General features: G+C 71.8%; 24 protein-coding genes and 1 pseudogene. 15 read left to right on the plus strand and 10 right to left on the minus strand.

Translation table 11 applies throughout. The features are described from left to right. A partial coding sequence (locus tag AB0C38_RS28185; protein WP_360678700.1) for an ABC transporter substrate-binding protein occupies positions 1-723 on the plus strand: 723 nt, incomplete at its 5' end. A gap of 10 nt (positions 724-733) precedes the next feature. On the opposite strand, the gene AB0C38_RS28190 is transcribed toward AB0C38_RS28185, so the two are convergent. Next, positions 734-1,543: an SDR family NAD(P)-dependent oxidoreductase gene (locus AB0C38_RS28190; protein WP_360678702.1), complete on the minus strand. Its 810-nt coding sequence runs from the start codon at positions 1,541-1,543 to the stop codon at positions 734-736. A gap of 120 nt (positions 1,544-1,663) precedes the next feature. Here AB0C38_RS28190 and AB0C38_RS28195 point away from each other — a divergent pair, with 120 nt between their 5' ends. Further along, entirely contained in the window at positions 1,664-2,260 is a 597-nt protein-coding gene (locus tag AB0C38_RS28195; protein WP_360678704.1) for a TetR/AcrR family transcriptional regulator, read from the plus strand. Positions 2,261-2,272: 12 nt separating this feature from the next. Here the strand turns inward: AB0C38_RS28195 and AB0C38_RS28200 are convergent, their stop codons facing one another. After that, positions 2,273-2,854, minus strand: coding sequence for a TetR/AcrR family transcriptional regulator (locus tag AB0C38_RS28200; RefSeq protein WP_360678706.1), 582 nt, complete (start codon positions 2,852-2,854; stop codon positions 2,273-2,275). A gap of 87 nt (positions 2,855-2,941) precedes the next feature. Here AB0C38_RS28200 and AB0C38_RS28205 point away from each other — a divergent pair, with 87 nt between their 5' ends. The 3 genes from AB0C38_RS28205 to AB0C38_RS28215 are packed head-to-tail and all read left to right on the plus strand — an operon-like array spanning position 2,942 to position 5,460. Beyond that, positions 2,942-4,513 carry an MDR family MFS transporter gene (locus AB0C38_RS28205; RefSeq protein ID WP_360678708.1) on the plus strand — a complete coding sequence of 524 codons (1,572 nt, stop codon included), beginning with the start codon at positions 2,942-2,944 and terminating at the stop codon, positions 4,511-4,513. Between the two features lie 11 nt (positions 4,514-4,524). Next, positions 4,525-5,004, plus strand: a complete 480-nt coding sequence (locus AB0C38_RS28210; RefSeq protein ID WP_360678710.1) for a universal stress protein — start codon at positions 4,525-4,527, stop codon at positions 5,002-5,004. A 57-nt stretch (positions 5,005-5,061) separates the two neighbouring features. Next, positions 5,062-5,460 (plus strand): hypothetical protein, encoded by a 399-nt coding sequence (locus tag AB0C38_RS28215; protein ID WP_360678712.1) that lies wholly within the window; start codon positions 5,062-5,064, stop codon positions 5,458-5,460. Here the strand turns inward: AB0C38_RS28215 and AB0C38_RS28220 are convergent. Next, entirely contained in the window at positions 5,448-6,230 is a 783-nt protein-coding gene (locus tag AB0C38_RS28220; protein WP_360678714.1) for an SDR family NAD(P)-dependent oxidoreductase, read from the minus strand. The two genes, AB0C38_RS28215 and AB0C38_RS28220, sit on opposite strands and share 13 nt — an antisense overlap. Then, positions 6,227-7,087 carry a helix-turn-helix transcriptional regulator gene (locus AB0C38_RS28225; RefSeq protein ID WP_360678716.1) on the minus strand — a complete coding sequence of 287 codons (861 nt, stop codon included), beginning with the start codon at positions 7,085-7,087 and terminating at the stop codon, positions 6,227-6,229. Before AB0C38_RS28225 ends, AB0C38_RS28220 begins: the two co-directional genes overlap by 4 nt. Positions 7,088-7,168: 81 nt before the next feature. Between AB0C38_RS28225 and AB0C38_RS28230 the strand changes: the two genes are divergently transcribed. Then, a complete protein-coding gene (locus AB0C38_RS28230; protein WP_360678718.1) occupies positions 7,169-8,338 on the plus strand; it encodes an FAD-dependent monooxygenase in 1,170 nt (389 codons plus the stop codon). A 265-nt stretch (positions 8,339-8,603) separates the two neighbouring features. Beyond that, positions 8,604-9,832: pseudogene (locus AB0C38_RS28235) on the plus strand (DUF222 domain-containing protein). A 261-nt stretch (positions 9,833-10,093) separates the two neighbouring features. Here the strand turns inward: AB0C38_RS28235 and AB0C38_RS28240 are convergent. Together AB0C38_RS28240 and AB0C38_RS28245 are read right to left on the minus strand one after the other, a co-directional pair. Beyond that, the gene (locus tag AB0C38_RS28240; protein ID WP_360678720.1) at positions 10,094-10,246 is read right to left on the minus strand and encodes a hypothetical protein; all 153 of its coding nucleotides are present in this window, start codon (positions 10,244-10,246) and stop codon (positions 10,094-10,096) included. A 791-nt stretch (positions 10,247-11,037) separates the two neighbouring features. Further along, complete coding sequence (locus AB0C38_RS28245; protein ID WP_360678722.1) at positions 11,038-11,520, minus strand: MarR family transcriptional regulator; 483 nt, start codon at positions 11,518-11,520, stop codon at positions 11,038-11,040. Between the two features lie 94 nt (positions 11,521-11,614). Here AB0C38_RS28245 and AB0C38_RS28250 point away from each other — a divergent pair, with 94 nt between their 5' ends. The 5 genes from AB0C38_RS28250 to AB0C38_RS28270 all read left to right on the plus strand — a co-directional run bounded on the left by AB0C38_RS28250 (position 11,615) and on the right by AB0C38_RS28270 (position 17,204). Then, positions 11,615-12,496: an AraC family transcriptional regulator gene (locus tag AB0C38_RS28250; protein WP_360678724.1), complete on the plus strand. Its 882-nt coding sequence runs from the start codon at positions 11,615-11,617 to the stop codon at positions 12,494-12,496. Positions 12,497-12,558: 62 nt separating this feature from the next. Next, a complete protein-coding gene (locus tag AB0C38_RS28255) occupies positions 12,559-13,041 on the plus strand; it encodes a (2Fe-2S)-binding protein (protein ID WP_360678726.1) in 483 nt (160 codons plus the stop codon). Next, positions 13,041-14,039, plus strand: coding sequence for a xanthine dehydrogenase family protein subunit M (locus AB0C38_RS28260; RefSeq protein WP_360678728.1), 999 nt, complete (start codon positions 13,041-13,043; stop codon positions 14,037-14,039). Before AB0C38_RS28255 ends, AB0C38_RS28260 begins: the two co-directional genes overlap by 1 nt. Further along, positions 14,036-16,207, plus strand: coding sequence for a xanthine dehydrogenase family protein molybdopterin-binding subunit (locus tag AB0C38_RS28265; RefSeq protein ID WP_360678730.1), 2,172 nt, complete (start codon positions 14,036-14,038; stop codon positions 16,205-16,207). Before AB0C38_RS28260 ends, AB0C38_RS28265 begins: the two co-directional genes overlap by 4 nt. Continuing rightward, on the plus strand, positions 16,194-17,204 hold the full coding sequence (locus AB0C38_RS28270; protein ID WP_360678732.1) for a hypothetical protein: 1,011 nt from the start codon (positions 16,194-16,196) through the stop codon (positions 17,202-17,204). Before AB0C38_RS28265 ends, AB0C38_RS28270 begins: the two co-directional genes overlap by 14 nt. Before the next feature lie 95 nt (positions 17,205-17,299). Here AB0C38_RS28270 and AB0C38_RS28275 read toward each other — a convergent pair whose 3' ends face one another. Further along, positions 17,300-17,626, minus strand: coding sequence for a hypothetical protein (locus tag AB0C38_RS28275; RefSeq protein ID WP_360678734.1), 327 nt, complete (start codon positions 17,624-17,626; stop codon positions 17,300-17,302). A 127-nt stretch (positions 17,627-17,753) separates the two neighbouring features. On the opposite strand from AB0C38_RS28275, the gene AB0C38_RS28280 reads away from it, so the two are divergent. Continuing rightward, positions 17,754-18,239: a pyridoxamine 5'-phosphate oxidase family protein gene (locus AB0C38_RS28280; protein ID WP_360678736.1), complete on the plus strand. Its 486-nt coding sequence runs from the start codon at positions 17,754-17,756 to the stop codon at positions 18,237-18,239. On the opposite strand, the gene AB0C38_RS28285 is transcribed toward AB0C38_RS28280, so the two are convergent. Continuing rightward, a complete protein-coding gene (locus tag AB0C38_RS28285; RefSeq protein WP_360678738.1) occupies positions 18,230-21,361 on the minus strand; it encodes a family 43 glycosylhydrolase in 3,132 nt (1,043 codons plus the stop codon). The genes AB0C38_RS28280 and AB0C38_RS28285 overlap by 10 nt on opposite strands. A 126-nt stretch (positions 21,362-21,487) precedes the next feature. Then, positions 21,488-22,366, minus strand: coding sequence for a TIGR03620 family F420-dependent LLM class oxidoreductase (locus tag AB0C38_RS28290; RefSeq protein ID WP_360678740.1), 879 nt, complete (start codon positions 22,364-22,366; stop codon positions 21,488-21,490). 127 nt (positions 22,367-22,493) lie between these two features. On the opposite strand from AB0C38_RS28290, the gene AB0C38_RS28295 reads away from it, so the two are divergent. Next, positions 22,494-23,372: a LysR family transcriptional regulator gene (locus AB0C38_RS28295; protein ID WP_360678742.1), complete on the plus strand. Its 879-nt coding sequence runs from the start codon at positions 22,494-22,496 to the stop codon at positions 23,370-23,372. 321 nt (positions 23,373-23,693) lie between these two features. On the opposite strand, the gene AB0C38_RS28300 is transcribed toward AB0C38_RS28295, so the two are convergent. Then, positions 23,694-24,284 carry a helix-turn-helix domain-containing protein gene (locus AB0C38_RS28300; protein ID WP_360678744.1) on the minus strand — a complete coding sequence of 197 codons (591 nt, stop codon included), beginning with the start codon at positions 24,282-24,284 and terminating at the stop codon, positions 23,694-23,696. A gap of 131 nt (positions 24,285-24,415) precedes the next feature. On the opposite strand from AB0C38_RS28300, the gene AB0C38_RS28305 reads away from it, so the two are divergent. Then, entirely contained in the window at positions 24,416-25,978 is a 1,563-nt protein-coding gene (locus tag AB0C38_RS28305) for a GMC oxidoreductase (protein WP_360678746.1), read from the plus strand. Positions 25,979-25,993 lie beyond the last annotated feature (15 nt).

Here is a 25,993-nt window from a genome sequence, read left to right on the forward strand (position 1 = left end):
TACCCGGTGACGCGGAAGCTGAACCTGGGCTCGCGGGAGCTGATCTACCCGTCGCTGAAGTCCGGTGAGCTGCAGTTCATCCCGGAGTACCAGGGCTCGGCCATCGCCGCCGGGTTCGGCGCGGACCCGGTGAAGGACGCCAAGGGCGAGCACGACCAGCTGGCGAAGCTGCTCGAGCCCAGCGGGGTGTCCCTGCTGGACTACGCCGCCGCGGAAGACAAGAACACCTACATCGTCAAGGCCGACCTCGCGCAGTCGAAGGGCCTCGCGAGCATCAGCGACCTGAAGAAGCTCGACAAGGTCATCCTGGCCGGTGGCCCGGAGTGCGAGAAGCGGCTGACGTGCTTCAAGGGCCTCACGGACGTCTACAAGCTGACGAACGCGACGTTCCAGACCGTCCAGGAGCTCGGGCCGCGGGTGCAGCAGCTCGACTCCGGGGCCGTCACGGTCATCCCGGTCGACTCGGTGAGCCCGCAGGCCGGCGACTCGAAGTACGTCGCGCTGAAGGACGACCTGGCCATGGTGCCGACCGAGAACGTGGTCCCGGCGGTGACCAAGAAGGTCCTCGACGAGCGCGGAGCGGACTTCGCGGCCGCCGTCAACGCGGTGAGCGCGAAGCTCACGACGGAAGGGATGCGCGACCTGAACAAGCGCGTCGACTCCGACGGCGAGAAGGCCGCGGACGTGGCGAAGGACTGGCTGGCGCAGCAGGGTCTGGTCTGAGTGGGCGGCCTCAGCCGGGTGCTTGACGGCTGAGGCCTTCCCACCGTACGTACTGCTCGGCGCGCATCCGCGCGAGCTCCTGCACCATGTCGAACGACGCGCTGCCGACGACGAGGCGTCGTGGCGGGTCGTCCAGGGCGGCGACCCGGAGCACGACTGGCGCCGCCGTCTCGGGTGCGGGACCGGCGTCGTCACCCCACATCTCTTCCAGCTCTTTGCGCAGCTCCCGGTAGGCGGGGTCGGGGGTGGTGGTCGTCGTGCCGCTGGTGAAGAGGCCGGTGGCGTAGCCGCCCATCTGCAGGTTCGTCACGTGCACGCCGAAGCGCTCGACTTCCATCGCCAGCGCGTCGCTCAAGGCGTCGAGCGCTGCCTTGCCGGCCCCGTAGAAGCCGACGGACGCCATCCCGCCGCCGCTGCCCATGGACGTGACCTGCAGCAGCCTGCCGCCGCCCTTCAGGTGGGGGACCACGGCTTGGGCGACCCAGAGCGCGCCGAAGAAGTTGACGTCGAAGTGCGCGCGGACCTGCTCTTCGGTGGCCTCTTCGACCATGCCGTAGAGCATCACCCCGGCGTTGTTGACGACGACGTCCAGACCGCCGAACACGCCGGCCGCGCGCTCCACCGCCTCGAACACGGCGGCGCGGTCGGTCACGTCCAGCGGGATGTGGACGAGCCGGCCCGGGTGGGCGTCGAGCTCGCCGGGCGTCCGGGACGCGGCGACCACGCGGTGCCCGGCGTTCAGCGCGGCCACGGTGATCGCCCGGCCCAGGCCGCGCGAAGCCCCGGTGACGAACCAAACCTGACTGTCGGTGGCCGTCATGGCCTACCCCCTTGCGGTTCGCGAGACGAATCGTCTCGTCTCGCGACGACGAGTGTGCGCGCCGGGCGGCGGCGTGTCAAGACGGAACGGTTCGTCTCGTCGCACGCTAGGCTGTCGCGCATGGTCGCCAAGAAGCCCGACGCCGCCCGGCGCAGCGAGCGCTCCCGCCAGGCGATCCTCGCGGCGACCCGCGAGCTGATCGTGGAGCTCGGCTACGCCAAGGTGTCGATCGACGCGATCGCCGCCCGCGCCGGCGTCGGCAAGCAGACGATCTACCGGTGGTGGCCGGCCAAGGGCGCGGTCGTGTTCGACTCGGTCCTCGAGCTCAGCGCCGACCCCTCCGGCGCGGTCGCCCCGCTGCCCGACACCGGTGACCTGGAAGCCGACCTGCGCGCGGTGATGCGCGCGACGGTCGCCGAGTTCGCCGACCCGGCGTTCGAGGCCCCGATCCGCGCGCTCAACACGGAGATCGCGAACGACCCGGAGCTGGCTGCGCTCTACCGCGAGCGGCTCGCCGCCCCCGTCGACGAGGCGAAGAAGGACCGGCTGCGCAGTGCCCAGCGGGCGGGCCAGCTGGCTTCTGACGCCGACTTGGATCTGGTGCTCGAAGTGCTTTACGCGCCGCTGTACCAGCGGTGGCTGCTGCGCACCGGACCGTTGACCGAAAGCTACGCCGACGCCCTGGTCGCGACGACGCTGAGGGCCTTCGGTCCGTAGCCGGGTCCGTCCTCAGTGGAAGGCGACCCGGCCCAGCAGCTCGTCGACGAGGTCGGGCAGCGGCTGGTCGCCGGAGCCCTCCAGCCACAGCACGCTCGCGGTCCGCACGGCCGCGAGGAACGTCGCCGTCATGAGGCGCGCCAACGCTTCGTCGAGATCGTGGCGCCGGGCCAGCAGTGCCGCGGCCAAGTCGCGCTCCAGGGTGATCTGGTCACCGGCCTGGTGCGCGAGCAGTGACGGGTGCCGCCGCAGCAGGCGCAGCTGCGCCACCCATTCGCGGTCGGGGACCGCTCGTCCGCGGTAGAGCTCGCGGCTGGCCGTGCGCAGCGCCTGCCACGGCTGTTCGTCGGCCGGCCGGTTTTCGACCAGGGACACCAACACGCCGGTGCGCTCGCGATCGGCGTGCAGGATCGCGTCTTCCTTGTTCGTGAAGTAGTTGGAGAACGTCCGGCGGGACACGCCCACCGCGTCGGCGATGTCCTCGACCGTCACGCCGTCGAGCCCGCGTTCCATCGCCAGGCGCAGCGCGGCCTCGTGCAACGACTGCCGCGTCGCCGCCTTCTTGCGGGTGCGGAGCGTGTCGAGGGTGTCCATGGGATCAGCGTAGCGCCGGAGTGTAATTGCTCATTGTGCAAGTTTGCCCAGTGCGCAATGATGGTCCGGAACGTGCGAAGGGATCCCATGAAGTCCGAAAGAACCGACTCGTCCGGGTCGATGCGGCACCGTGAGGTGCTCGAGTCGCTGTCCGGGCTGCTGCTCGCGCTGTTCGTGGCGATGATCAGCTCGACCGTCGTGTCGACGTCGCTGCCGCTGATCATCGGCTCGCTGAACGGCAGCCAGACGCAGTACACCTGGGTCGTCACGGCCACGCTGCTGGCCGCCACGGCCACCACCCCGATCTGGGGCAAGCTCGCCGACCTGTTCAACAAGAAGACGCTGGTCCAGGTCGCGATCGTGATCTTCGTGGCCGGGTCGATGATCAGCGGGTTCAGCCAGGACACCGGGCAGCTGATCGCCGCGCGGGCGTTCCAGGGCATCGGCGTCGGCGGTCTGCAGGCGCTGGTCCAGGTCGTGATCGCCGCGATCATCCCGCCGCGGGAGCGCGGCCGCTACAACGGCTACCTCGGCGCCGTCATGGCCGTGGCGACGGTCGGCGGCCCGCTGCTGGGCGGCCTGATCGTGGACGTGCCGTGGCTGGGCTGGCGGTGGTGCTTCTTCGTCGGCGTGCCGATCGCGGTGCTCGCGTTCGTCGTGCTGCAGCGCACGCTGAAGCTGGAGACCGTGCGCCGGGAGAACGTCCGGGTCGACTACCTCGGGGCCGGCCTCATCGCCGCCGGCGTGAGCGTCCTGCTGATCTGGGTGTCGTTCGTCGGCAACACGTTCGACTGGCTGTCGTGGCAGACCGGCGTCATGGTCGCGGCCGGTCTCGTGCTGCTCGCGTTCGCCGTGCTGGTCGAGAAGAAGGTCCGCGAACCGGTGGTGCCACTGCACATCGTCGTCCAGCGCACGCCCGCGCTCGCGATCATCGCGAGCCTCGCGGTCGGCATGGCGATGTTCGGCGGCGCGGTGTTCCTCGGCCAGTACTTCCAGATCGGCCGCGGGTACTCGCCCACCGAAGCCGGCTTGCTGACCATGCCGATGATGGCGGGCGTGCTCGTGTCCTCGACGGTGTCCGGGCGGCTGATCAGCCGCACCGGGAAGATCAAGCCGTACATCGTTTCCGGCGCGGTGATCCTGGTGCTCGGGTTCCTCGGGCTCGGGATGGTCGACCACGCCACGCCACTGTGGATCGTCGGGATCGCGATGGCCGTGGTCGGCATCGGGGTCGGCATGACGATGCAGAACCTCGTGCTGGCCGTGCAGAACGACGTCCCGCTGCGCGACCTCGGCGCGGCGAGCGCGTCGGTGACGTTCTTCCGGTCGCTCGGCGGCACCATCGGCGTCTCGGTGCTCGGCGCGGTGCTGGCGAACCGCGTCTCCGCCGACCTCGCCGCGGCACTGCACGTGCCGGCAGGCCAGGCGTCGACGGGCGGGGTCAGCGCGCTGAACCTCAAGGCGCTGCCGCCGCAGGTGCAGGCCGTCGTGCACACGGTGTACGGCGACGCGACCGCGCACATCTTCCTGATCTCCGCGGCGGTGGCCGTCGTCGGGGTGATCGCGGCGTGGGCGCTCAAGCCGATCACCTTGCGCACCACCATCGACCTCGCGGAGAAAGCGGACGAACCGGCGGCTTCCGACGCGGTGGTGGGGTAGGGGAGCCGACGATGGGCGGGCCCGGTGCCTACCAGTCCACTGTGGAGCGGTTCGGCCCGCGCCGGGAAGTCCCGGCGCGGGCCATCCTGGCCGGCATCGACGGCACGGACACGGCCATGCGGGCCGCGGCCTTCGCCTTCGGCATGGCACGCCGTCAGGACAGCCGGCTCATCGTCGTCTTCGTGGCGTGCCCCGCACCGCTGACACCGCTGCGGCCCGCGGTCGCGACGGTGCTCGAACACGACACGGCGACGCACCTGTACGCCGAGCTGCGCGACCAGATGCGGACGTCGGCCGAGGAGCTGCGGGTCCCGGTGACGCTGGTCAAGGCGTTCGGCGACCCGTACACGGCGCTGCGCGACACGGCCGACCGCTGCCGGGCCGACACCGTGGTGGTCGGCGCGTCCCAGAAGGCGGGCCACCGCTTCGCGGGCTCGGTGGCGACGAAGCTCATCCGGGCGGGCCATTGGCCGGTGCTGGTCGTTCCCTGACCAGAAAGAACCGTTCGAGTGACAGGAAAAGGCGAGCCCCGGCGCTAGCCTCGAACCATGAAACGATCTTGGGGAGTTCTGGTCGTCGCCCTGCTCATGCTGGCGTCGCTGTCGGCCCCGGCCGCCGCGTCGACCCGCTCGGACGTCTTCTGCCGCGGCAACGCGGTCGGCTTCCCCGGGAAGTGGGGGGCCGTGTCGAAGTCGTGCAGCTTCACCAGCCCGCCGCAGTGGCGCGGGTACCTCGAGGTCACCTGGTTCGTCGAGGCGGGCACGCAGCAGCGCGGCTGCGTGGACGGCCGGATGGCCAGCGTGCGCCAGGAACGCCCGTGGCAGTCCCTGGGCTGCGGCAAGGGGGCCACGGGCCGCGTGAGCTGGCCCGCGAACACGTTGTCGCTCCTGGAGATCCGGGTCAAGAGCGTCAACGTCGGGCTCGCGCTGGTCACCTACGAGATCTGACGGTACCGCCCGGCGAGCTCCGTGCGCTGACCTCCGAAAGCGGCCAGCTCGGCCCGGAAGACGGCGTCGAGGAGGCTCGTGTCCTCGACGCCGGGCGCACACACGACCTCGCCGAGCTCCAAGCCGCGCAGCGAGGCGGACACGACGTCGGCCGCGCTCATCCGCGGGATCGCGCTCAGGTCCAGGCCCTGGCGCTCGTGGAACTCCGTCGCGACCACCCCGGGGCACACCACCTGCACCCGGACGCCGGTGCCTTCGAGCTCGGCGCTCAAGGTCTGCGACAGTGTCACCAGGTGAGCGAGGGAGCCGGCGTAGACGGCGCGCCGGGGCATCTGTGCGTGGGGCGCCGGTCCGCTGAACGCGATCATGCCCGCCACGTTGACGATGGTGCCCCGGCCGCGTTCCTGCATGCCCGCGACGGCGGCGCGGGCGAGCATCGTCGGGGCGAGGACCTTGACCTTGACCAGTTCGCGGGCCTGGCCGGCGGGCAGGTCGGCCAGCGGCATGTAGTGCGCGACGCCCGCGTTGTTCACCAGCAGGTCGAGGGGCTCGGTGGCGGCGATTTCCGCGACGGCGTCGATGCCTTCGTCGGTGGAGAGGTCGGCGGCCACGGTCCGGACCTTGACGCCGGTGTGGGTGGCGGCGAACTCGTCGAGGCGCTCCTGGCGGCGGCCGACGAGCACCAGGTCGTGGCCGTCGGCGGCGAGGCGTTCGGCGAACGCCTGCCCGATCCCGGAGGTGGCGCCGGTGACGAGGGCGAGCTTGCTCATGCGTGGTTGTCCTGTTCGGTAGTGGTGCGGGCAGGGGCCGGCGGCAGCGCCGCGGAGGCCAGGAGAGCCAGCTTGTCGGCGGCGTCAGTGCCGGGGTCGGGGTGGTAGACGGCGAGCACGAGCCCCGGGGCCTCGCTGACGAGGAGCTTCTCCCGGTTGAGCACCAGCTCGCCGACCAGCGGGTGGTCGAACCGCACGGTCGCGCCCCGCCGGTTCGCGACGTCGTGCCGGGCCCACAGCTCCCGGAACCGGGGGCTGGCCAGCGAAAGCTCGCCGACGAGCTCGATGAACCGGGGGTCGTCGGTCTCGGTGCCGACGGACTGGCGGAAGCCGGCGACCAGGCCCCGGGTGGCGAGCTCCCAGTCCGGGAAGAGCTCCCGCTCGGCCGGGTCGAGGAAGACGTCCCGCAGCCGGTTGGCGCCCGGGACGAGACGAGGCGAGATGGCCGCGGCGAGCGGGTTGGCCGCCAGCACGTCGAGGTAGCGGCCCTCGACGAACGCGGGCAGCGACAGCGCCGCCAGGAACTTGACCATGCTCGGCGGGACGGTCTCCTTGCGGCGACGGCGCGCACGGCGCGGCTTCGGATCGGCGAGGCCGATCAGGTACGCCGTCGTGTCGTCGTCGAGCTGCAGCACGCGGGCCAGCGATTCGAGGACCGACCTCGACGGGTTGCGGTCGCGCCCCTGTTCCAGACGCAGGTAGTAGTCGGCGCTGATGCCGGCCAGCATCGCGACCTCTTCCCGGCGCAGGCCCGGGACCCGCCGCACGCCGGCGACCGGGAGGCCCGCCTGCGCGGGGGTGAGCAGCTCACGGCGGGCGCGCAGGTGGTCGCCCAGCAGGTTCGGCTCGTCGGTCATGCTTCGACTGTAGGTCGGCCCGCGCGCCCGTGCCTGGTCCTGTCACTCCCAGGAGCGCGAGGGCCGCCGTATCCTCGCGGCATGAGCGCTGCTGCCGAAATCGCCGTGATCGGAGGCGGGATCGGCGGTCTCGCCACGGCCGCCTTCCTGCACCGGGCCGGGCTCCGGTCCACTGTGTACGAACAGGCGCGCGAGCTGAAGGAGGTGGGCGCCGGCCTGATGGCCGCGCCGAACCTGACGCGGCTCCTGCGCGAGCTGGACGCCTTGCCCGCCAACGCGGTGCCCCTCGACATCGGCTGGGAGTTCCGCCGCTGGCAGGACGGGACGGTGCTCTCGAGCGAGGACCTCCGCGAGTCGTGCCGGACGTTGTACGGCGAGCGCACGTACACGCTCCACCGGGCCGACCTGCTGGCCGCGCTCGCCGCGGCCGTCCCGGCGGGAACGGTCCGGCTCGGCAAGCGCTGTGTGTCGGTCGAGGTGGGTTCGCGCGTGACCCTGCGCTTCGAGGACGGCTCTCTCGCGGAGGCCGACGTCGTGATCGGCGCGGACGGCGTGCATTCGACGGTGCGCGCGGCCTTGGGCGAGCCGGCCGCCCCGACGTACTCCGGGACGTGCGCGTTCCGGGCGCTGGTCCCGGCGTCGAGCGCGCCGTCCCTGGCCCTGCGGCCCGCGCAGACGCTGTGGATCGGCCCGGGCCACCACCTGGTGCACTACCCGCTGTCCGGCGGCCGGTGGGTGAACCTGGTGGCAGTCGTACCCGCGGTCGGCCACGCAACGGAGTCCTGGTCGGCGACGGCAACCGTCGAGGAGTTCCTGTCGGAGTTCGAGGGCTGGGACGAGCGCCTGCGAGACCTGATCCGCGCGAGCGGAACCCCGGGCCGCTGGGCCCTGCTGGACCGCGCCCCGTTGAAGCGCTGGAGCCACGGCCCGGTGACCCTCCTCGGCGACGCGGCCCACCCGATGCTCCCCTTCTTCGGCCAGGGCGCGGCCCAGTCGGTCGAGGACGCGGCGGTATTGGCCCGGTGTTTGGCTTCCGCTTCTTCTTTCACCGGACCGGAGGAGGCGTTGCGGCGTTACGAGGAGCTGCGAAGGCCGCGTACGACGCGCTTACAGGAGGCCAGCCACGGCCGTGGGCACGTCAACCACTTGCCGGATGGGCCGGAGCAGGAGTCGCGGGACTTGGCTTTCGCTGCGGGGGATTCGTTGCGGGACAACGGTTGGATCTACGGCTACGACGCCTCCCGGGTTTGACTCGGCGGTCCGGAACTGTCGGTGGCTTCGGGTAGCGTTGAAAACGGGGGCTGCTCAGTGCGGGTGGCGGCAGCGGTGTTCCCTTTCGGAACTCGCTTTTTCAAGATGCGGCTTCGCCGGGGCGTGGGAAATCGGCGCTTCCTGTGGTTGCTTGCTGCTCGGTGTGGGAGCGCCGATTCCCCACGCTACGGTGCCCCTGCCGAACTCATAGTGGATCACCCTGTCGTGTGATGACCGTGCGTTCGACTGCCGGTAATCTTGGTGTGTGGACAGCGAAACGGTGTGGAAAGCGGATGCGGTGGCCTTGGCCGATCGCATCTCAGCGCTGCTCACCGTTGTGCGGTCTGCCGAGGCTGAGATCGGTTCGCTGCTCGTCGAAATCGAGTCCCACGGTGTCATGGAGTTGTTCGGATACCGTTCTGTGGCGCGGCTTTTCGAACATCTCGCCGACGTACCCAAGTCTGCCGCTGAGACCGCGGTCAAACGAGCCCGGGCCCTCACGTCCGGCCGCAACCTCGACGGCACTCCCATCCGCGCGGTAGCTCCCGCCACCGGCACTGCTGCCTTGGATGGCCGGTTGAGCACTCCGATGATCGACACCATCGTCGGCGCTCTCACCCAGGTCCCGCCCGAGCATCGCGACGACGCCGAACGCGACTTGCTGACCTTCGCCGAAGACGCTGGCCACAAGCAGGTCGCCGCTCTAGGTGCGCGGATCGTGGCCCACCTCGACCCCGACGGCACCGAACCCGACGAGACCGAACCGGCCACCCCCGCCCGCGAGCTGTCGTTGCGCCGCAAAAGAACCGGGGTCTGGGAGCTGAACGGCCGTTTCGACGACGAGACCGGCATGCGCGCCAGCGCCCTGCTCGACACCCTGGCCCAGCGCCGCACCACCGATGAAGGCCCGGACTTGCGTCCCCGCAGGAACGCTACGGCGACGCCTTCTCCGACGCGATCAACCTCGCTCTGAACGCGCCGGACTTGCCGATGCAGGCAGGCGAACGAGCGCACGTGATGGTCGCGGTGTCGTTGGAGGACCTGAAGTCCGGTGTCGGCCGGGCCATCCTCGGCGACACAGGCACCATCTCCGCGGCCGAAGCGCGGATCCACGCCTGCGACTGCAAACTCATCCCCGCCGTGTTGGGTGAGAAGAGCGAACCTCTCGACCTCGGCCGCCAAAGCCGTTTGGTCACAGCCGGAATCCGCCGCGCCCTCTACCTACGCGACCGCGGCTGCGCCTTCCCCGGCTGCCACCGCCCACCCCGACACTGCCAAGGCCACCACATCCGCCATTGGGCCGACGGCGGCCCCACCAACCTCGGCAACCTGGTCCTGATGTGCGCCCACCACCACCGACTACTGCACCGCTCGGGCTGGCAAGTCCGCATCGCCGCCGACGGCCTACCCGAATTCCTGCCACCGGTGTTCCTGGACAGGCGCCGAAAACCCAGACGCAACAACCTCCACCAACCACTGCCATTCGCAGCCTGACCAACCGAACACGGGAAAGGCCCGCAGCCACCGGCTGCGGGCCCACACCCACGCCCAGAATGTCACAAGGTGGGCTGCCAACATCCCGACGAGACCGCAGCAATCACCCAGCTGCGGACGTCAACGACCACCCGCCCGGCAACAACCGGCCAGACGAGACAACGCTCGACCGTGGCATCGCCACCGCCACCGCAGCCCCCTCTGCAGTCCCCGGCACCTGCCACTGCCACTGCCGCAGCCCCGCCGCGCCCCGCCCCGCCATCACGCAGCCACCGTCACCGCCACGGCAACCATCACCGGCGCGCCCGCCACCGCCACTGCCATGCCGCGCGGCCCCGCCGCCGCCATCACCGCAGCGACGGCCATCGTCGCCACCGCGTCCACCGGCGCGCCCGCAGCGACCACCAGTGCCATGCCGCGTGGCCGCGGCCCCGCTATCGCTACCTCCGCAGTCACGGCCACGGCAACTGTCACCGCTGCGGTCACCGGCGCGCCTGCAGCGCCAGCCACTGCCATGCCGCGTGGCCGCGGCCCCGGCGCTGCCATCGCAATCGCATCGTCGTTGCCGTCATCGCCGCAGCCACCGCCACGGCCAGCGGCGCGCCTGCAGCGCCAGCCACTGCCATGCCTGCGTGGCCCCGCCCGGCCCCGCCATCGCAGCCACCCTCACCGTCATCGCCGACGCCGCGACCGCCGCCACGGCCACCAGCGCGCCGCAGAGCCAGCCACTGCCGCGCGGCCGCGGCCCCAGTCCGGCGCCGCCATCGCCATCGCAGCCACCGTTATCGCCGCAGCCACCGCCGCAGCCACCGCCGCCGCCGCCTCGGCCACCGGCGTGCCCGCAGCGCCAGCCACTGCCGCAGCCACTGCCGCAGCCGCGACCCCGGTGCCACCGCAGTCACCGTTACCGGCGCGCCCGGAGCCGGCCGCTGCCACGCCAACGCAGCCGCAGCACCGGCGCTACCCGGCGCCGCCATCGCCATCGCGCCGAAGCCACCGGCGCCAGGTCCCCATGCGCACCGGCACCCTCGCCGCAGTCCATTCACCTTCAGCAGGCATCGAACCCGCCCACACCTGGCACCGACCGAGCGGCACCCCGGCTCCGGATCCGCACCCACGCCCGAGAACCCCATGAACGGCAGCCACCCAACCCAAGGCGTCCAAAGGCGACAGACTCCCCAGCAGCCAAGCACCGCGGCGAAGAATCACCCCAACGACCCGCCGCAGTCCTCCGAAGCCTGCATACGGCGGTTCGCCTCATCCAGCCCATCAGCCAACGCCCGCAACTGCTCCGCGCTCAAGACATCCACCAGCAGCTCGCGCACCAAAGCCACATGCCCCGGCGCCGCCCGCAGCAATCGGGACGAGCCCTCCTCGGTCAACACCGCATAAACCGCCCGCACATCACCCGGGCATGTGCGCCGCGCAACCAGACCCGCCTGCTCCAGCTGACCGATCTGATACGTCAACCCGCTCTTGGAACCAGCCACCGCGCACGCCAGCTCGGCCATCCGCAACTCGCGCTCCGGGGCCGCCGCCAAGCGGGACAGGATCTCGTACTGCAGGTGGGACAAGCCCGCGTCGCGCTTGAGGCTCTGGTCCATGCGCTGGTTCAGCCGGGCGTACGTCGTTCGCAGTGCCGTCCACGCCCTCTTCTCCTCGGCGCTCAGCCACCGCGTGCGACCCATGTCGTCCACACTACCGACAGTTCAAATTCGAACCGCCACCTCGAACCGGGGCTGTTAGTGTCGACACGTCGGCCGGAACCAACCGTGGAGTCGCGTGTCCGAGGCGTTGACGTTCGATCCGGGGGCCGCTGCCCGGGTGCGGCTGTGCAGCCGCCGGGACAACGGCTGGTCCTCTGTGCTCGTTCGGCTGCTGGACAACGCCGAAGAAGCCGAGCTCGACCTGCCGCCCGTCGGTGACCAGACCATCGTGCTGGTGAGCCAGGGGACCACGACGATCGAATCGTTGCACGGCGCCCATTGGCGACGCGCCGGCTACCATCCCGGCTCGCTCGGCATGACCGCTCCCGGGCATCCGACGCGGATCCGCTGGCGCGGAACGGATCGCCTCCAGACGACGCATGTGCACCTCCCCGGTGCCCTGATCGACCGCACCGCTCTCGACCTCTGGGGCCGGGACGCCACCCGGCTCGGCCGGCCCGACGCGCTCGCCGTCGAGGATCCCGTGCTCGCGTCCGTCATGGGAGCGCTCAAGGCCGCCGCCCTCGCCGGGGCCGACGAGCTCTACGCCGAGTCGGCCGCCACCTTCCTCGCCGTCCACCTGCTGACCCGGCACGCCGAAGCGCCACGGCCGCGCGAGCTCGGGCGCGACGAGCTGCGGACCCGTCGCGCGGTCCAGTTCATCCGGGACAACCACCACCTCCCGCTGTCGCTGGGGGACATGGCGGCCGCGGCGGAGCTGAGCCCGTTCCACTTCTTGCGCGTCTTCAAGACGGCGACCGGCCAGACGCCGTACCGGTTCCTGACCCGCGTCCGCGTCGAACGGGCCTGCCGGCACCTGGAACGCGGCGAGCTTTCCGTCACGGAAATCGCGCAGACGTGCGGATTCGCGACGCCGTCCCGGTTCGCTTCGGCGTTCCGCGCCCAAATCGGAGTCTCACCTTCCGGATATCGGACCTCGGTGCGGCACCAGCAATAAACGACCTCCCCCGCAGCAACCACGGGAAGGCGCCCCACCCGCGCGAGAGTTAGCGTCGCCGCGTGTCCACTCCAGAAACCACCGTCGAAGCGACCGTCAACGGCGAGGCCGTCCGGCTCGAGCTGGATCCCCGCGAGTCGCTGCTCGACGTGCTGCGGGAACGGCTCGGCCTGACCGGCACCAAGAAGGGCTGCGACCAGGGCCACTGCGGCGCCTGCACGGTGCACCTCGGCGGACGGCGCGTGGTCTCCTGCCTGACGCCTGCCGTGCAGGCCGCCGGGCAGGACGTCACCACCATCGAAGGCGTCGCCGGCCCCGGCGGCGCGCTGCACCCGCTGCAGCAGGCCTTCGTCGACAACGACGCGTTGCAGTGCGGTTACTGCACGCCCGGCCAGATCATGTCCGGCCTCGCCTGCATCGCCGAAGGCCACACGGCCGACGACGACCAGATCCGCGAGTACCTGAGCGGCAACCTCTGCCGCTGCGGGGCCTACGTCGGCATCGTCGCCGCCGTCCGCCAAGCGGCCGAAGCAAAGGAAGGCTGATGCGTCCCTTCGCCTACGTCGCGCCCGGCAGCCTCGCCGACGCCGTCGACGCCCTCCGCGACGCCGCGCCCGGCACGAAGGTGCTCGCCGGCGGCACGACGCTCTACGACCTGATGAAGCTCGGCATCGAGACCCCGCCCGCCGTCGTCGACGTGCACCGGCTGCCCGAGCTGAACACCATCGACGCCGGCCCGGACGAGCTGGTCTTCGGCGCCGGCGCCCGGATGGCCGACGTCGCCGACCACCCGGTCGTGCGCGCCGAGTACCCCGCCCTGTCCGAGTCGCTCTGGCGGGCCGCCTCCCAGCAGCTGCGGAACATGGCGAGCGTCGGTGGGAACCTGTTGCAGCGCACCCGGTGCGGCTACTTCCGCGGCGGCCCGGAGTTCCCTTGCAACAAGCGCGAACCCGGCAGCGGCTGCGCGGCCCTCGAAGGCCACGACCGCACCCACGCGCTGCTGGGCGCCAGCGACGCGTGCATCGCGACCTACCCCGGTGACTGGGCCATCGCGCTGCTCGCCTTCGACGCGGTCGTCGACGTCGTCGGCCCCCGCGGCGAGCGCACGGTTCCCCTGAAGGAATTGCACGTCGAACCGGGCGACGACCCGGCGCGCGAGCACACCCTGGACGCCGACGAGCTGATCCTGCGCATCCGCGTCCCGGCGACGTCCGCCGGCCGCGGCTCCACCTACCTGAAGATCCGCGACCGCGAGTCCTACGCCTTCGCGCTCGCCTCCGCGGCGGTCGCGCTGACCATCGAGGACGGGGTGGTCGGCGACTGCCGGATCGCGCTCGGCGGCGTCGCCACCCGGCCGTGGCGGGCAGAAGAGGCCGAACGGACGTTGCGCGGCGCGCCGCTGACGCCCGAGGCCGCCCGGCACGCCGGCGAAGTCGCGTTCGCCGGTGCGCGTCCCGGCACCTACAACGGATTCCGAGTCGAGCTGGGCATCCGCACCGTCGCCGACGCGGTGTGCATTGCCGCGGAGAGGGTCACCCGATGACCGACACACGCCGGGTGGACGCCTACGAAAAGGTCACCGGACAGGCCGCCTACGGCACCGACCGCGTCCCCGAGGGCCTCGCCTACGCGATGCTCGCCCTGGCCCGGATCGGCCGCGGCCGGGTGTCCCGTGTGGACACCACCGCGGCCGAAGCCGTGCCCGGCGTCCTGCTCGCCGTCACCCGCTTCGACGCCGAAGAGCTGGGCGGCGCCGGGTTCATCATGGGCGGCGGGTTCTCCTTCCAGAGCCTGCAGCCGCTGCTGGACGACCACATCGCCTACCGCGGCCAGCCGATCGCCCTGGTCGTCGCGGAGACCCTGGTCGCCGCGACCGAGGCGGCCGAGCTCGTCACCGCTGAGTACGACACCGAGCCCTTCGCCGTCCACCTCGGCGCCGAGGGCGCGACCACCCTGGTCCAGGAAGAAGCGATCCCGCTGCCGTTCCTCGCCGACATCAAGGTCGGCGACGCCGACGCGGCGGTCGACGCGAGCCCGGTCCGGATCGACAGCACCTACGAGTACGCGGCGCAGCACGCCGTGCCGATGGAGCTGAACGGCGGCGTCGTCGAGTGGCAGGGCGACACGCTCGTCGTGCACGAAGGCACCCAGAACGCGGCGGCGCTGCGGCACGGGCTTGCGCAGCAGCTCGGCCTCGACGCCGCGAACATCGAGGTGCGTTCGCCGTACGTCGGCGGCGGCTTCGGCCAGAAGAACTCCCTGCAGCCGCACCTCGGCCCGCTCGCCCTGGTGGCGCGGCGCCTCGGGCGCCCGGTGAAGCTCGTGCTGGCCCGTACGCAGACGTTCCACAACGGGAGCTTCCGCCCGGCCACCCGCCACCGCGTCCGCCTCGGCGCGGACGAGACCGGCAAGATCCTCGCCGCCGTCCACGAGGTCGACCAGCAGACGTCCCGGCACGACCTGTTCCCGGCGATGCACACCGAGATCACGTCGCGGCTCTACGGCTTCCCGGCGTTCCGCGGCCGGCACCGCCTCGTGCAGACAGACGTGCAGACTCCGGGCTACATGCGGGCACCGTTCGAGAGCTCCGCGACGTTCGCCTTCGAGTCGGCCGTCGACGAACTGGCCTACGCCACCGGCCAGGACCCGGTCGCGCTGCGGCTGGCCAACGACACGATGACCGACCCGGTGACCGGACGGCCGTTCTCCACGCGGTTCCTCGCCGAGTGCCTCCGGCGCGGCGCCGAGGAGTTCGGCTGGGCGGACCGGAACCCGGAGCCCGGCTCGATGCGTGCCGACGACGGCTCGTTCATCGGCTGGGGTGTCGCCGCGGGCAACTACCCGGGCAGCATCGTGCCCGCCGTCGCGCACCTGACCGCCACCGCGGACGGGCGCGTCACCGTCGGCGTCGACGGCCACGAAATGGGCCAGGGCATCCGCTCGGCGATCGCGCTGCTCGTGTCCGGGGACCTCGGTATCCCGGCGCGCGACGTCGAAGTGCGCGTCGGCGACACGCGGTACGCGGCCCAGCACCTCACCGCGGGTTCGTGGGGGACGGCGAGCGCGCTGCCGGCCGTCCACTCCGGACTGCGGGAGCTGCGCAAGCACCTGAACGTCGCTGACACCGGCGAGGTCGACGTCGCCGCGGCGGTCGAGCGCGCCGGGCACCCGGTGGAGGTCGAGGTGAGCACGCTCGGGCCCGGGCAGCCACCCGAGGCACTGGACCAGGCGAAGGCCGGGCACCTGGCCATCTCCGGCCCGGTCTTCCCCGAGTTCAGCACGTTCAGCTGGGTCGCCCACTTCGTCGAGGTCCGCGTGGAGCCGACGACGTGCCGGATCCGCGTGCCGCGCGTGGTCAGCGTCGTCGACTGCGGCCGGGTGGCCAGCCCGGTGACCGCGGCGAGCCAGGTTCGTGGCGCCGTGGTGTGGGGCATCGGCGGGGCGCTGCGCGAGGAGAGCCTGGCCGACGACCGGTTCGGCGGCTTCCTCAACTCGACGCTCGAGGAGTACCCGATCATGGTCAACGCCGACGTCCACCGCATCGACGTCGGGTTCGTGGACGAGCCGGACCTGCTGTTCAACCCGGTCGGGGTGAAGGGGCTCGGCGAGGTCGCGATGGTCGGGGTCGCGGCCGCGGTGGCGAACGCCGTCCACCACGCCACGGGCAAGCGCCACCACCGGCTGCCGATCCGCCTCGATGACGTCCTCTAGCGAGGTCCTGGACGACCGCCCGGCGATCTGCAAGCCGGACGCGCTGAGCCCGGAGGAGCTGGCCGACGCGCGCCGGAACCAGCCGCGGCGGGCGTTGATCGGGCTGGCGTTCGTCCTCCCGGTGACCGCGCTGCTCGCGGCGGGCGTGGGTGGCCCGGCGCGCACGCTGGAGGTGCTCGGGCCGCCGGTGACGTTCGCGCTGCCGATCGTTGCGATGATCGCGTTCTGGTGGGCGGACTGGCCGGGCAGCCTGCTGCGCGGCGGCTGGTCCGGGCTGTCCGACACGGCGCTCGTCGTGGCCGGGGGCGCGGCGCTGACGCTGCTCGGCCGGGCCGTCACCGGGACGGCGTCGGTGCCGCTGGCCGCGGGCATCTTCACGCTGATGCTGCAGCTGACCCTGGTCGGGGAAGGCTGGCCGCTGCGGGGACGCGGCTCGCGCTGGCCGGGCGTCGCGGCCCTGGCGGTGTGCTGGGGCGCGGGGCTGGCGCTGTACCTGGGCCTGGTCCGGACCGGCCTGGTGCCGGGCGAGGACTACGGCGCGTGGTTCGCCGTGCTCGGCGCCTGGCAGATGGTCTGGTACGTGGCGCTGCGCGGCTGGCCGTTCGCCCGCATCCGGCGGCGCGCGGTCCGCTTGGCGACGGCGCACGGCGTGGTCATCGCCTGCGCCTGGGCCACTTGTGTCGTGGTGGGGTCGCCGGAGCGGCTCACGCCGGTCGCGGGCGCGGCCATCGCGTCGGTGCTCGTGGTGGCGATGCTGTTCGAAGCGTGGCCGGCGATCCGGCTGACCCCGCTGCCGGGCCGCAGCCTGGTGCTGGTGCTGGTGGCGCTGCTGACTGCGGCACTGTCAGTGGCACTGCCGCAGGTGGCGCACTGGGCCGGGGTGCCGGAGCGGCTGGTCGCGGGGTGGGCGACGCACACGACGTTGAACGCGCTCAGCCTGGCGGTGATCCTGCACGTGGCGGTCTGGCGGCGCTGGCCCGCCGACTCAGCGTCGTGACGCCGCGGTCGCCAGTTCTTCGGTGATCTGCTGGAGCAGCTCGGATGCCGCGTCGCCGAGCGCTTCGAGGTCGGCCAGCGTCGTCTCTTGGGTCTTCACTGTTCGTCCTCGAAGGCTTCGTGCCGGGCGATGACGGCTTCGGCGAAGGCGGCGTGCACCCGCAGGTACTCGTCGAGGCCCACCGCGGTCTCGGCCCACGCGTGCCACCGGAGGTGCGCCTCGGCGACGTCGACCTCCGCGGCGGCGGCCACCGTCACGGGGCTGGTGCCGGCGAGGATCGCGTGGTGCATGAGCGAGGGCGACGAACTGCGGGCGAGCTCCGCCAATGCGGCGAGGCGGGCGAGTTCGGCGAGCGCGTCGGACTCGACCGGGCGGCGACGCGGTACCGGGACGGCGCGGGCGTTCTCCAGAACGCTGGTCATCAAACGACTCCTGGACGGAAGAAGCTGAGGAACCTGAACTCCCGCCGTTTACCCCGCCTCGAACCGGATAAACGCGAGCGCTCGTGATCTCCGTCTCACCGGTTCGGGTGGCAGAATCGGGACCCTGATGACGAATCACACCCTCGCGGCGCACGCCCGCACCCTGATAGCGGCGAACGCGTACCTCACCCTGGGCACGACCGGTGACGACGGCGCTCCCTGGACGTGCCCGGTGTACTTCGCCCCGGAAGACGATCACACGTTCGTGTGGGTCTCGGAGGCCGACGCCCGCCACTCGCGCAACCTCGCCGCGCGCCCGCGGGTGAGCCTGGTCGTCTTCGACTCGACGGTCGCGCCGTACCACGGGCGGGCCGTGTACGCGGTGGGGGAGGCGCGGGAGCTGTCGGGCGAGGCGCTGGACCGCGCCTTGGCGAGCTATCCCCGTGGTGACGGCGACGGCGCTTCGACGGTGACGCTCGAAGACGTGTCCGGGGCGTCGCCCTACCGGATGTACTCGGTGGTCGCGGCGGAGATGTGGGTGCTGTGCCCGCGGGATCCCGGGCAGCCGTGTCCGTTGCACGGCGAAGCCCGGGACCACCGGGTTCAGCTGTAGCGGACCCTCCCTCGGCAGTACGGGACCCGCTCCGGCCGCACGCTCTCCAGCGTCGGCGTCACCGGGACGATCGTCCCGTCGCGGCGGAAGGTCAGCTTGTCGATCGTCGTCTCGCGGTGGGTGCCGTCGCCGCCCGGGATGCCGAAGCGGTGGTAGGCCAGGTACCAGTCGTCCGTGCCCGGGACCTGCAGCATCGAGCTGTGGCCGGTGCCGAGGATGCCCAGGTGGGCGTCCTTGCTCAAGATCAGGCCGTGGTTGGTGAACGGCCCGGTCGGTGACGGTGCCGTCGCGTAGCCCACGCGGTAGTCCTCGCTGCGGGTGTCGTCGATCGACCAGCTCAGGTAGTACGTGCCGGTCCGCTCCGCCATGAACAGGCCCTCGCGGAAGCCGTCCAGCCCGGTCAGGCGGGTGATCTTCGCCGGATCGAACGAGACCATGTCGTCGTTCAGCGGCACGACGTAGGCGTTGCCGTTGCCCCAGTACAGGTACGGCTGCCCGGTGCGGTCGACGAACACCGCCGGGTCGATCGCCTGGCCGCCGTCCGGGTTCGTCGCGATCAGCGGCTTGCCCGAGTCGGCGAACGGGCCGGTCGGCGAGTCGCTCACCGCCACGCCGATCTTGGCCTCCGCGCAGAAGTAGAAGTAGTACTTCCCGTTGCGCTGCGCGATCGTCGGCGCCCAGGCGTTCTTGTCCGCCCAGCTCACGTCCGGGCCCAGGTCGAGGATGACGCCGTTGTCGGTCCAGTCGACGAGGTTCTTCGACGACCACGCCGAGAACTTCGTGCCGCTCCAGCCGTCGAACCCGTCCGTCGTCGGGTACAGGTAGTACGTGTCCCCGAACGCGACGATGTTCGGGTCCGCGTGGTATCCCGGAAGGACCGGGCTGCGCGCTTCGTGCGCCTCGACCGTCCACACGCGACGGTCGCCGCCGACGCCGGTCACCGTGAACCGCCGCGGCCGGCTCAGGTCCACCGTCCGGGTGTCCGGCGTGATCGTGGCTCCCGGTGCCAGCCCGAACTTCGGCGACAGCCGGCGCAGGTCGGTTCCCGGCTGCACCGGCAGCACGACGGTCGAGGCGCCGGAGTCGATGACGGCCGGTGTCTTGAGCGACGCCAGCTCCACCGACCGGATCGTCGTGCTGTTCGACGGCAGCGCCGCCACCTGAAGCCCCGAGAGGGCCCGGTCGTAGAGCCGCACGTCCTTCATCTTGCCGCGGAAGTACTTGTCGCTCGCGTACAGCGACCGGCCCAGGTAGTTCGCCACCGTGACGCCGCCGCCGAGGTCCGACGGCTTGATCGTGGCGTTCGTGTTGCGGCCCACGTCGACGCCGTCGAGGTACAGCACCGCCACCCCGTCGCCGACGGTCAGCGTCAGGTTCTTCCAGACCCCGCGCGGCAGCCCGCCACTCGAGGCCACCTGCTGCTCGGTCGTCCAGTTCCCGGACGCGATCGCGCCGCGGAGGCCACCGCTCGCGGTGCCGCCGGTGGTGAACAGGTAGCCGTCGCCGGCCCCCGATGGCGCTGTGTTGCCGAAGCCCCACAGGAAGTACGGCGTCTGCTGGGCCGGGTCGACCAGGACGTCGGCGGACACGGTGGCCGCGGTCGCGCCGGTCAGCAGGTTGTCCGGCAGCTGGACGTGTCCGTTCGTGCCGCCGAACGCCAGTGAGCCGCCGGCCCACGAGACGTCACCGGCGAGGGCGCCGTCGTAGCCGTGGCCGGTGGAGTCGGTCGCGACCTGACCCGACTTCGCGTCCAGTGGCCAGTGCGCGACGAGGCCGTTCGCGTCCGCTCGCACCGGCGGCGGGGGAGCGCTCAACCGGGCCATCTCGGCCTGCGTGACCGGCAGGACGGTGCCGTGCCGCGGCGACGCGGGCAGGTGCGCGCCGGTGGACATCGTCCACTGGCCCGAGGCGAGGTCGGTGGACTCGAACGGGACGTAGCCGCGGCCGCCGAACTCGTCGATGAACAGGTACCACTTGTCTTCGGTGTTGGACTTGAACCCGGTGGGTCCTTCGCCGGCGGAGAGGCCCGGGCCGGTCGCCGTGGCCTTGCCGATGCAGTCGGCGACGAAGCCGTAGTGCGGGTCGAGCAGGTCGGTGGACTTCTCCTCGGTGATGAACTTGCTGCACGGCGTCGAGGAGGTGTTGTTGCGTTCGTCCTTGGTGAAGCGGTAGTAGGTGTCCTGGTCCTTGATGACCGTCGAGTCGATGACCGAGTAGCCCGGGTCGTTCCAGACCTGCGGCGCACTGAAGGTGACGAAGTCGCGCGTGGTCGCGTACATCATCCGGTTGTAGCTGTCGCCGGTGTGGTTCGGATCGTTCTCCGCGTACAGCTTCGAAGCCCAGTACACGACGTACGTCCCGCGCTTGGCGTCCCACGACGCTTCGGGCGCCCATGTGTTGCCCGCGGTCGGCGGGGACACCTCGACGCTGCGCTGGCGCGACCAGTGCGCCAGGTCGGTGGACTCCCAGACCATGATCGACCGGCTGCCGGAGCGCTGCGCGGCGTCCCAGCCGCGGCCGGCGTAGATCCGCAGGTCGGTGGCGAGCAGGTAGAACTTGTCGCCGTCGGGCGAGCGCAGGATGAACGGGTCGCGCACGCCCAGCTCGCCGAGGCTCGACTTGAGCACCGGACGGCCGTGGTTCAGCTCGGTCCAGTTCAGCGGGTCGTTGCCGGTGCTCAGCGCCGAGTAGATCTGCTCGCCGTCGGAGGTGCCTTCGCCGGTGAAGTAGAAGAAGCTGTAGCCCGCCAAGGGTTCCTGGGCCGGTTTGGGGACGACGGTGGCGGTGAACCGCCGCGTGGTGCTCTCCCGGCCGAGGCTGACCTTCGCGGTCAGGACGACTTTCGCGGGCTTGGCGCCGGTCGGCGGCCGGGTGACCTCGCCGGTCGGCGTGACGACGGCGGGAGCGGACGACGTCCAGGTGACGCTCGTGCCACCCGCACCGGCGGTCGGCAGGGTGAGGTTGCCGCGGACATCGTCGACGCCGGGCACCGACAGGGCACCCGCGGCAGCGCCGGTGGCGTCGGACGGGGGAGCGGCCCCGGCACCGGCGGTGCCCAGGGGGACGAGTGCGGCCACCACGGCCAGCACGACGCCGAAACGGCGCGGGGAGAACAACTTCATCGTTGTCGATCCTTCGGGGCGCGTCGGGGACCAGTCGTGATGTTAGCGTTAACATCAAGCGGGGCACGCCGACCATAGAGGCCGCCGTGTCCGCTGGTCAAGAGGCCGGTCGGGCCCCGGCGCCCGTCAGCCGAGGCCGTCGAACGCCGGGGCGAGCCGCTCCAGTGCCGTGACGTCGGCGGTGAAGTCGTCCGTCGTCGGGGGCATGAGGAGGACGTGGTCCGCGCCCGCGGCGAGGTGCTCGCGCACCTTGGCCGCGATGGCGTCCGGGCCGCCGTAGGCGACGATCGCCTCCGCGATGCCGGCGAGGTCGTCCGGTGCGAAACCCAGGCGGCGCAGGGCGTTCGCGAAGACCGGCATGCTCACCGTTCCCGAGATCCGCTCGATCGCCGCCGCCTTCGCGCGGTCGGTATCGGGGTCGGGGTCCACGGCCAGGCCGACGACCAGCAGCTTGTCCGGGCCGAGCACCGACCGGGCCTCGGCGGTGAACGCCGGCGGCAGGTTGGCCGGGACCGCGCCGTCCGCGATCTCGCCTGCCAGGGCGAGCATCTTCGGCCCGTTCGCGCCGAGGATCCGGGGGTACTTCGCCTGCGGCGCCGGCGGCCAGGTCTCCGCATCCATTCGTTCGACGTAGCCGCGCATCGTGGCCAGGGGACTGCCGAAGTCCCGGCCGGTCGCCTCGGCCTGCGGCGGGTGGCCGACACCCACGCCCAGCACCAGCCGGTCCGGGTACGCCTCGGCCAGGAAGGCCGCGGCGGCGTGCAGGGTCTGCGGTTCGCGGGCCCAGATGTTCGCGATGCCGGTGCCGAACGTCAGCCGTTCCGTCGCGGCCAGCAGCACCGCCAGCTGCACGAGGGCGTCCTTGCCGCCGACGACCTCGTTCGTCCAGACGGTCCGGTACCCGGCCTGCTCCAGCCGTCGCACGGCCTCGCGCTGGCTCTCGGCCGGTGGGGTGCGGGTGAACGAAATCGGCAGGTAGACGCCGATGGGCCCCAAGGTCGCCATGGAACTCCTTCTGAGGTGGTGTGGTCCTTCCACCGTGGCGCCGCGGAGCGGGTCAGGTCCAATGACTGTTTCGCGAGACGTGACGCGATCCGTGCATCACCGCAGCTCATCGGGCTACGCTGGCGGCATGGCCGACCTCGATCTCCGGCTGGTGCGCGGCTTCGCCGTCATCGCCGAACACCGGCACTTCGGCCGCGCCGCCGCCGAGCTGCACCTCACGCAGTCGTCGCTGAGCCGGCAGATCGTGCGGCTGGAGCAGCAGGTCGGCGCCCGCCTGCTGGACCGCACCCCGCAGGGCACGCGGCTCACCGAAGCCGGCGAAGCGTTCCTCCCGCTCGCCGCGGACCTGCTCCGGGCCGCGGCGCACGCGGCGGCCCACGCGCGGGCGGTCGCGCGGCCCAGCCGGATCACCGTCGGCTACACCGGGAACCTGATCGTCACGCCGGCGGTGCGCGACCTGCGCCGCCGCCACCCCGGCGCCGAGGTGCGCACCCAGCACCTCGCGTGGGACGACGCCCGCGCGGCGCTGCTGGAGCACCGCGTCGACGTGGCCGTCGTCCGGCTGCCGCTGCGGGCGGCGGGGCTGCACGTGACGGTCCTCTACGACGAGCCCCGCGTGCTCCTGGTGCCGAGCGACCACCGGTTGGCGGGTAAGGAGTCCGTGACGCTCGACGACATCGCCGACGAGCCGTTACCGCGGGCCCTCGACGCGGAGTGGGACGCGTTCTGGCGCGTCGACCCGCGCCCGGACGGCCGCCCGGCGCCCGGTGGCCCGCTCATCGACGCGATCGAGGACAAGATCGAGCTGGTGGCGAGCGGGCAGGCGGTGGCGATCATCCCGGCGGCGCCGGGGAACGTCACCGGCCTCCGCACGGACCTGACGACCGTCCCGCTGGCCGACGTCGAGCCGAGCCAGGTGGCGGTGGCGACGCGCGCGGGCGAGCGCAACCGGCTCGTGGCGGCGTTCCGCAAGAACTGCGAAGCACTCCTGACCCGGCCGGAATGAGAGATGCCGCGGAGCCTTTGCCAGGGCACCGCGGCATCCTTTGTGGACAGTCGGTCAGCGGGGCGTGGCGGACGTCCCGGCCGGCGTTCGCGTGGCCTGCTGCGCCCGCTTCCGCTGGATCGCTTCCTGTTCGCGCTGCAGTTTGGCGTGCCATGCTCCTGAGTCATTGGTCATGGTGTGCTCCGGTGGACGGGAAAATGTGCGTGGCGGTGCCGTGCCGGGGGCGGACCCGGGCGCGGGCGGAGGGTGCGGCCCGGTGCGGGGAGACCTGGGGTCCGGGCTCCGGTGCCGTGATCCAGAAGTACCCAAGCGCTCCGGCCGTCAATCACCTTTCTGGGGTCCGACCTGCGGATCTTCGTTCCGGGGAAGCGCATTCACACGTTCGGAGCAAGCCAGGCCGTCGAGGAACACGCGCACCAGACGCTCCGCCGGTTCGGCCGGCTCCCGGGGGGACAGTCCTGACACCAGCGCCGCCTCGTGCATCTCGAAGAGCAGCGCCAGATCCGCGGGCTCCAGGTCCGCGCGCACGCTGCCTTCCCGCTGTGCCTCCTCGAAAGCCGGGCGCAGCAACGAAACCAGGGCGTGGGTGTACTGGCGCTGGCTGCGCTCCGGCAGCTCGCGGAACAGCCGGACGAGCGGGCGCCGCCGGGCCTGCATCGCCAGCACCGTCCGCAGCAGTTCGCGAAAGGACTCCTGGCCTCGCACCTGAATCTTGAACGCCGCCAGGTGGTGAGCCGCGACGGCGAGCGCCAGCGCGGTGCGGTCGGGGAAGTGCCGGTAGACCGTCGCGCGGCCGAGACCGGCGCGGCGGGCCACCTCGTCCAGGGCCACGTCGGCGTCTTCGCTGAAAGCTTCGTCGGCCGCGCGCAGGATCGCTTCACGGTTGCGGCGGGCGTCGACGCGCCGGGGCACGGCCGCGGACGGTCGCACAGCGCGCATGGCCCGGAATGCTACTCGCGAGTAGTGAGACCGGCAATCCGTTCCATCTCTCGGTTCGGGTTCGTACAGTCACCGACGGTCACCAGCGACGAAGGAGTCCGCCGATGCACAGCCTCAACCGCCGAACCGTCCTGCGGGGCGCGGCCGCCGTCACGGGCGTCGCGGCGCTCGGCGCGGGCCGGGTGCCGGTCACGCGGGAGGAGCACCGGGTCGTGATCATCGGCTCCGGGTTCGGCGGCGGGGTCACCGCGCTGCGACTCGCGCAGGCCGGGGTGCCGGTGCTGGTGCTCGAACGCGGTCGCCGCTGGCCGACCGGGCCGGACGCCGAGACGTTCCCGCATCCGACGTCGTCGCCGGACAAACGGATCTTCTGGCTCGGCTCCGCGCCGGCGTTGCCCGGCCTCCCGTCGCTGCCGCCGTTCGAGCGCTACACCGGGCTGCTCGAACAGGTCGCCGGCCAGGGCATGAGCATGATGTGCGCGGCCGGCGTCGGCGGCGGCTCGCTGGTCTACCAGGGCATGACGCTGCAGCCGACGGCCGAGCTGTTCCACGCCTGCTTCCCCGAACAGCTCGACTACGCGCGGCTGGACGCCGAGTACTACCCGCGCGTCGCGGCCATGCTCGGCATCGCCACCGCGCCGGACGCTCTCGTCGAGAGCAAGCCGTACAAGGCCTCGCGGGTCTTCGCCCGCAACGCGCGCGACGCGGGTTACGCCGTCGAGAAGATCCCGATGCCGATCGACTGGGACTACGCGCTGCGCGAGCTCGACGGCGAGATGAAACCGTCCTACACCAACGGTGACTGCGCGCTCGGCGTGAACAACGGCGGCAAGCATTCGGTCGACGTCACCTACCTCGCGGCCGCCGAGGCCACCGGCCGGTGCACCGTCGCAACCCTGCACAACGTCACCGACGTCGCGCTCGCGCCGGACGGCCGCTGGGAGATCCGCGTCGACCGCATCGACACCTCCGGGACTGTGCTGGAGAAGAAGGTCCTCACGGCGAAGGCGCTCGTCATGGCGGCCGGCACGGCGAACACGACGCGGCTGCTGATGCGCGCGGGCGCGAAGGGCGACATCCGCGACCTGCCCGACGCGCTCGGCGCCGGCTGGGGCACCAACGGCGACCGCATCTACACCTGGACGAACCTCGCCGACGACTTCGGCGCGCCGCAAGGCGGCCCGGTCGTCTACGGCAGCAAGGAGTGGGACGACCCCGCGACGGCCAACACCGTCATCCAGGCGTCGCTGCCGCCGCTGCCGGACCTGCGGACCACGATGCTCGTCGGCTACGGCATCAGCGCGGGCCGCGGCCGCTTCGTCTATGACGCAGCGAAGGACGACGCCGTCCTGCACTGGCCCTCGAACGCCGACGCCCAGCTCAGCGCCCGCATCCACGAACGCATCTCCCGCATCGCCGGCCCGCTCGGCGTGCTGCTCGACACGACCGCCGTCGTGCCCAGCACCTGGCACCCGCTCGGCGGCGCCGCGATGGGCGCGGTCTGCGACCTCGAAGGCCGCGTGCTCGGCCACCGCGGCCTCTACGTGCTCGACGGCGCCCTGATGCCCGGCACGACCGCCGCCTGCAACCCGTCGATGACCATCGCCGCCGTCGCCGAGCGGGCCTTGGACCACCTGATCGCCGAAGACGTCGACCGCGTCTTCTGAAGTCCGGACCTCAAC

It is taken from the genome of Amycolatopsis sp. NPDC048633 (assembly GCF_040650695.1).
Taxonomy (GTDB): Bacteria; Actinomycetota; Actinomycetes; order Mycobacteriales; family Pseudonocardiaceae; genus Amycolatopsis.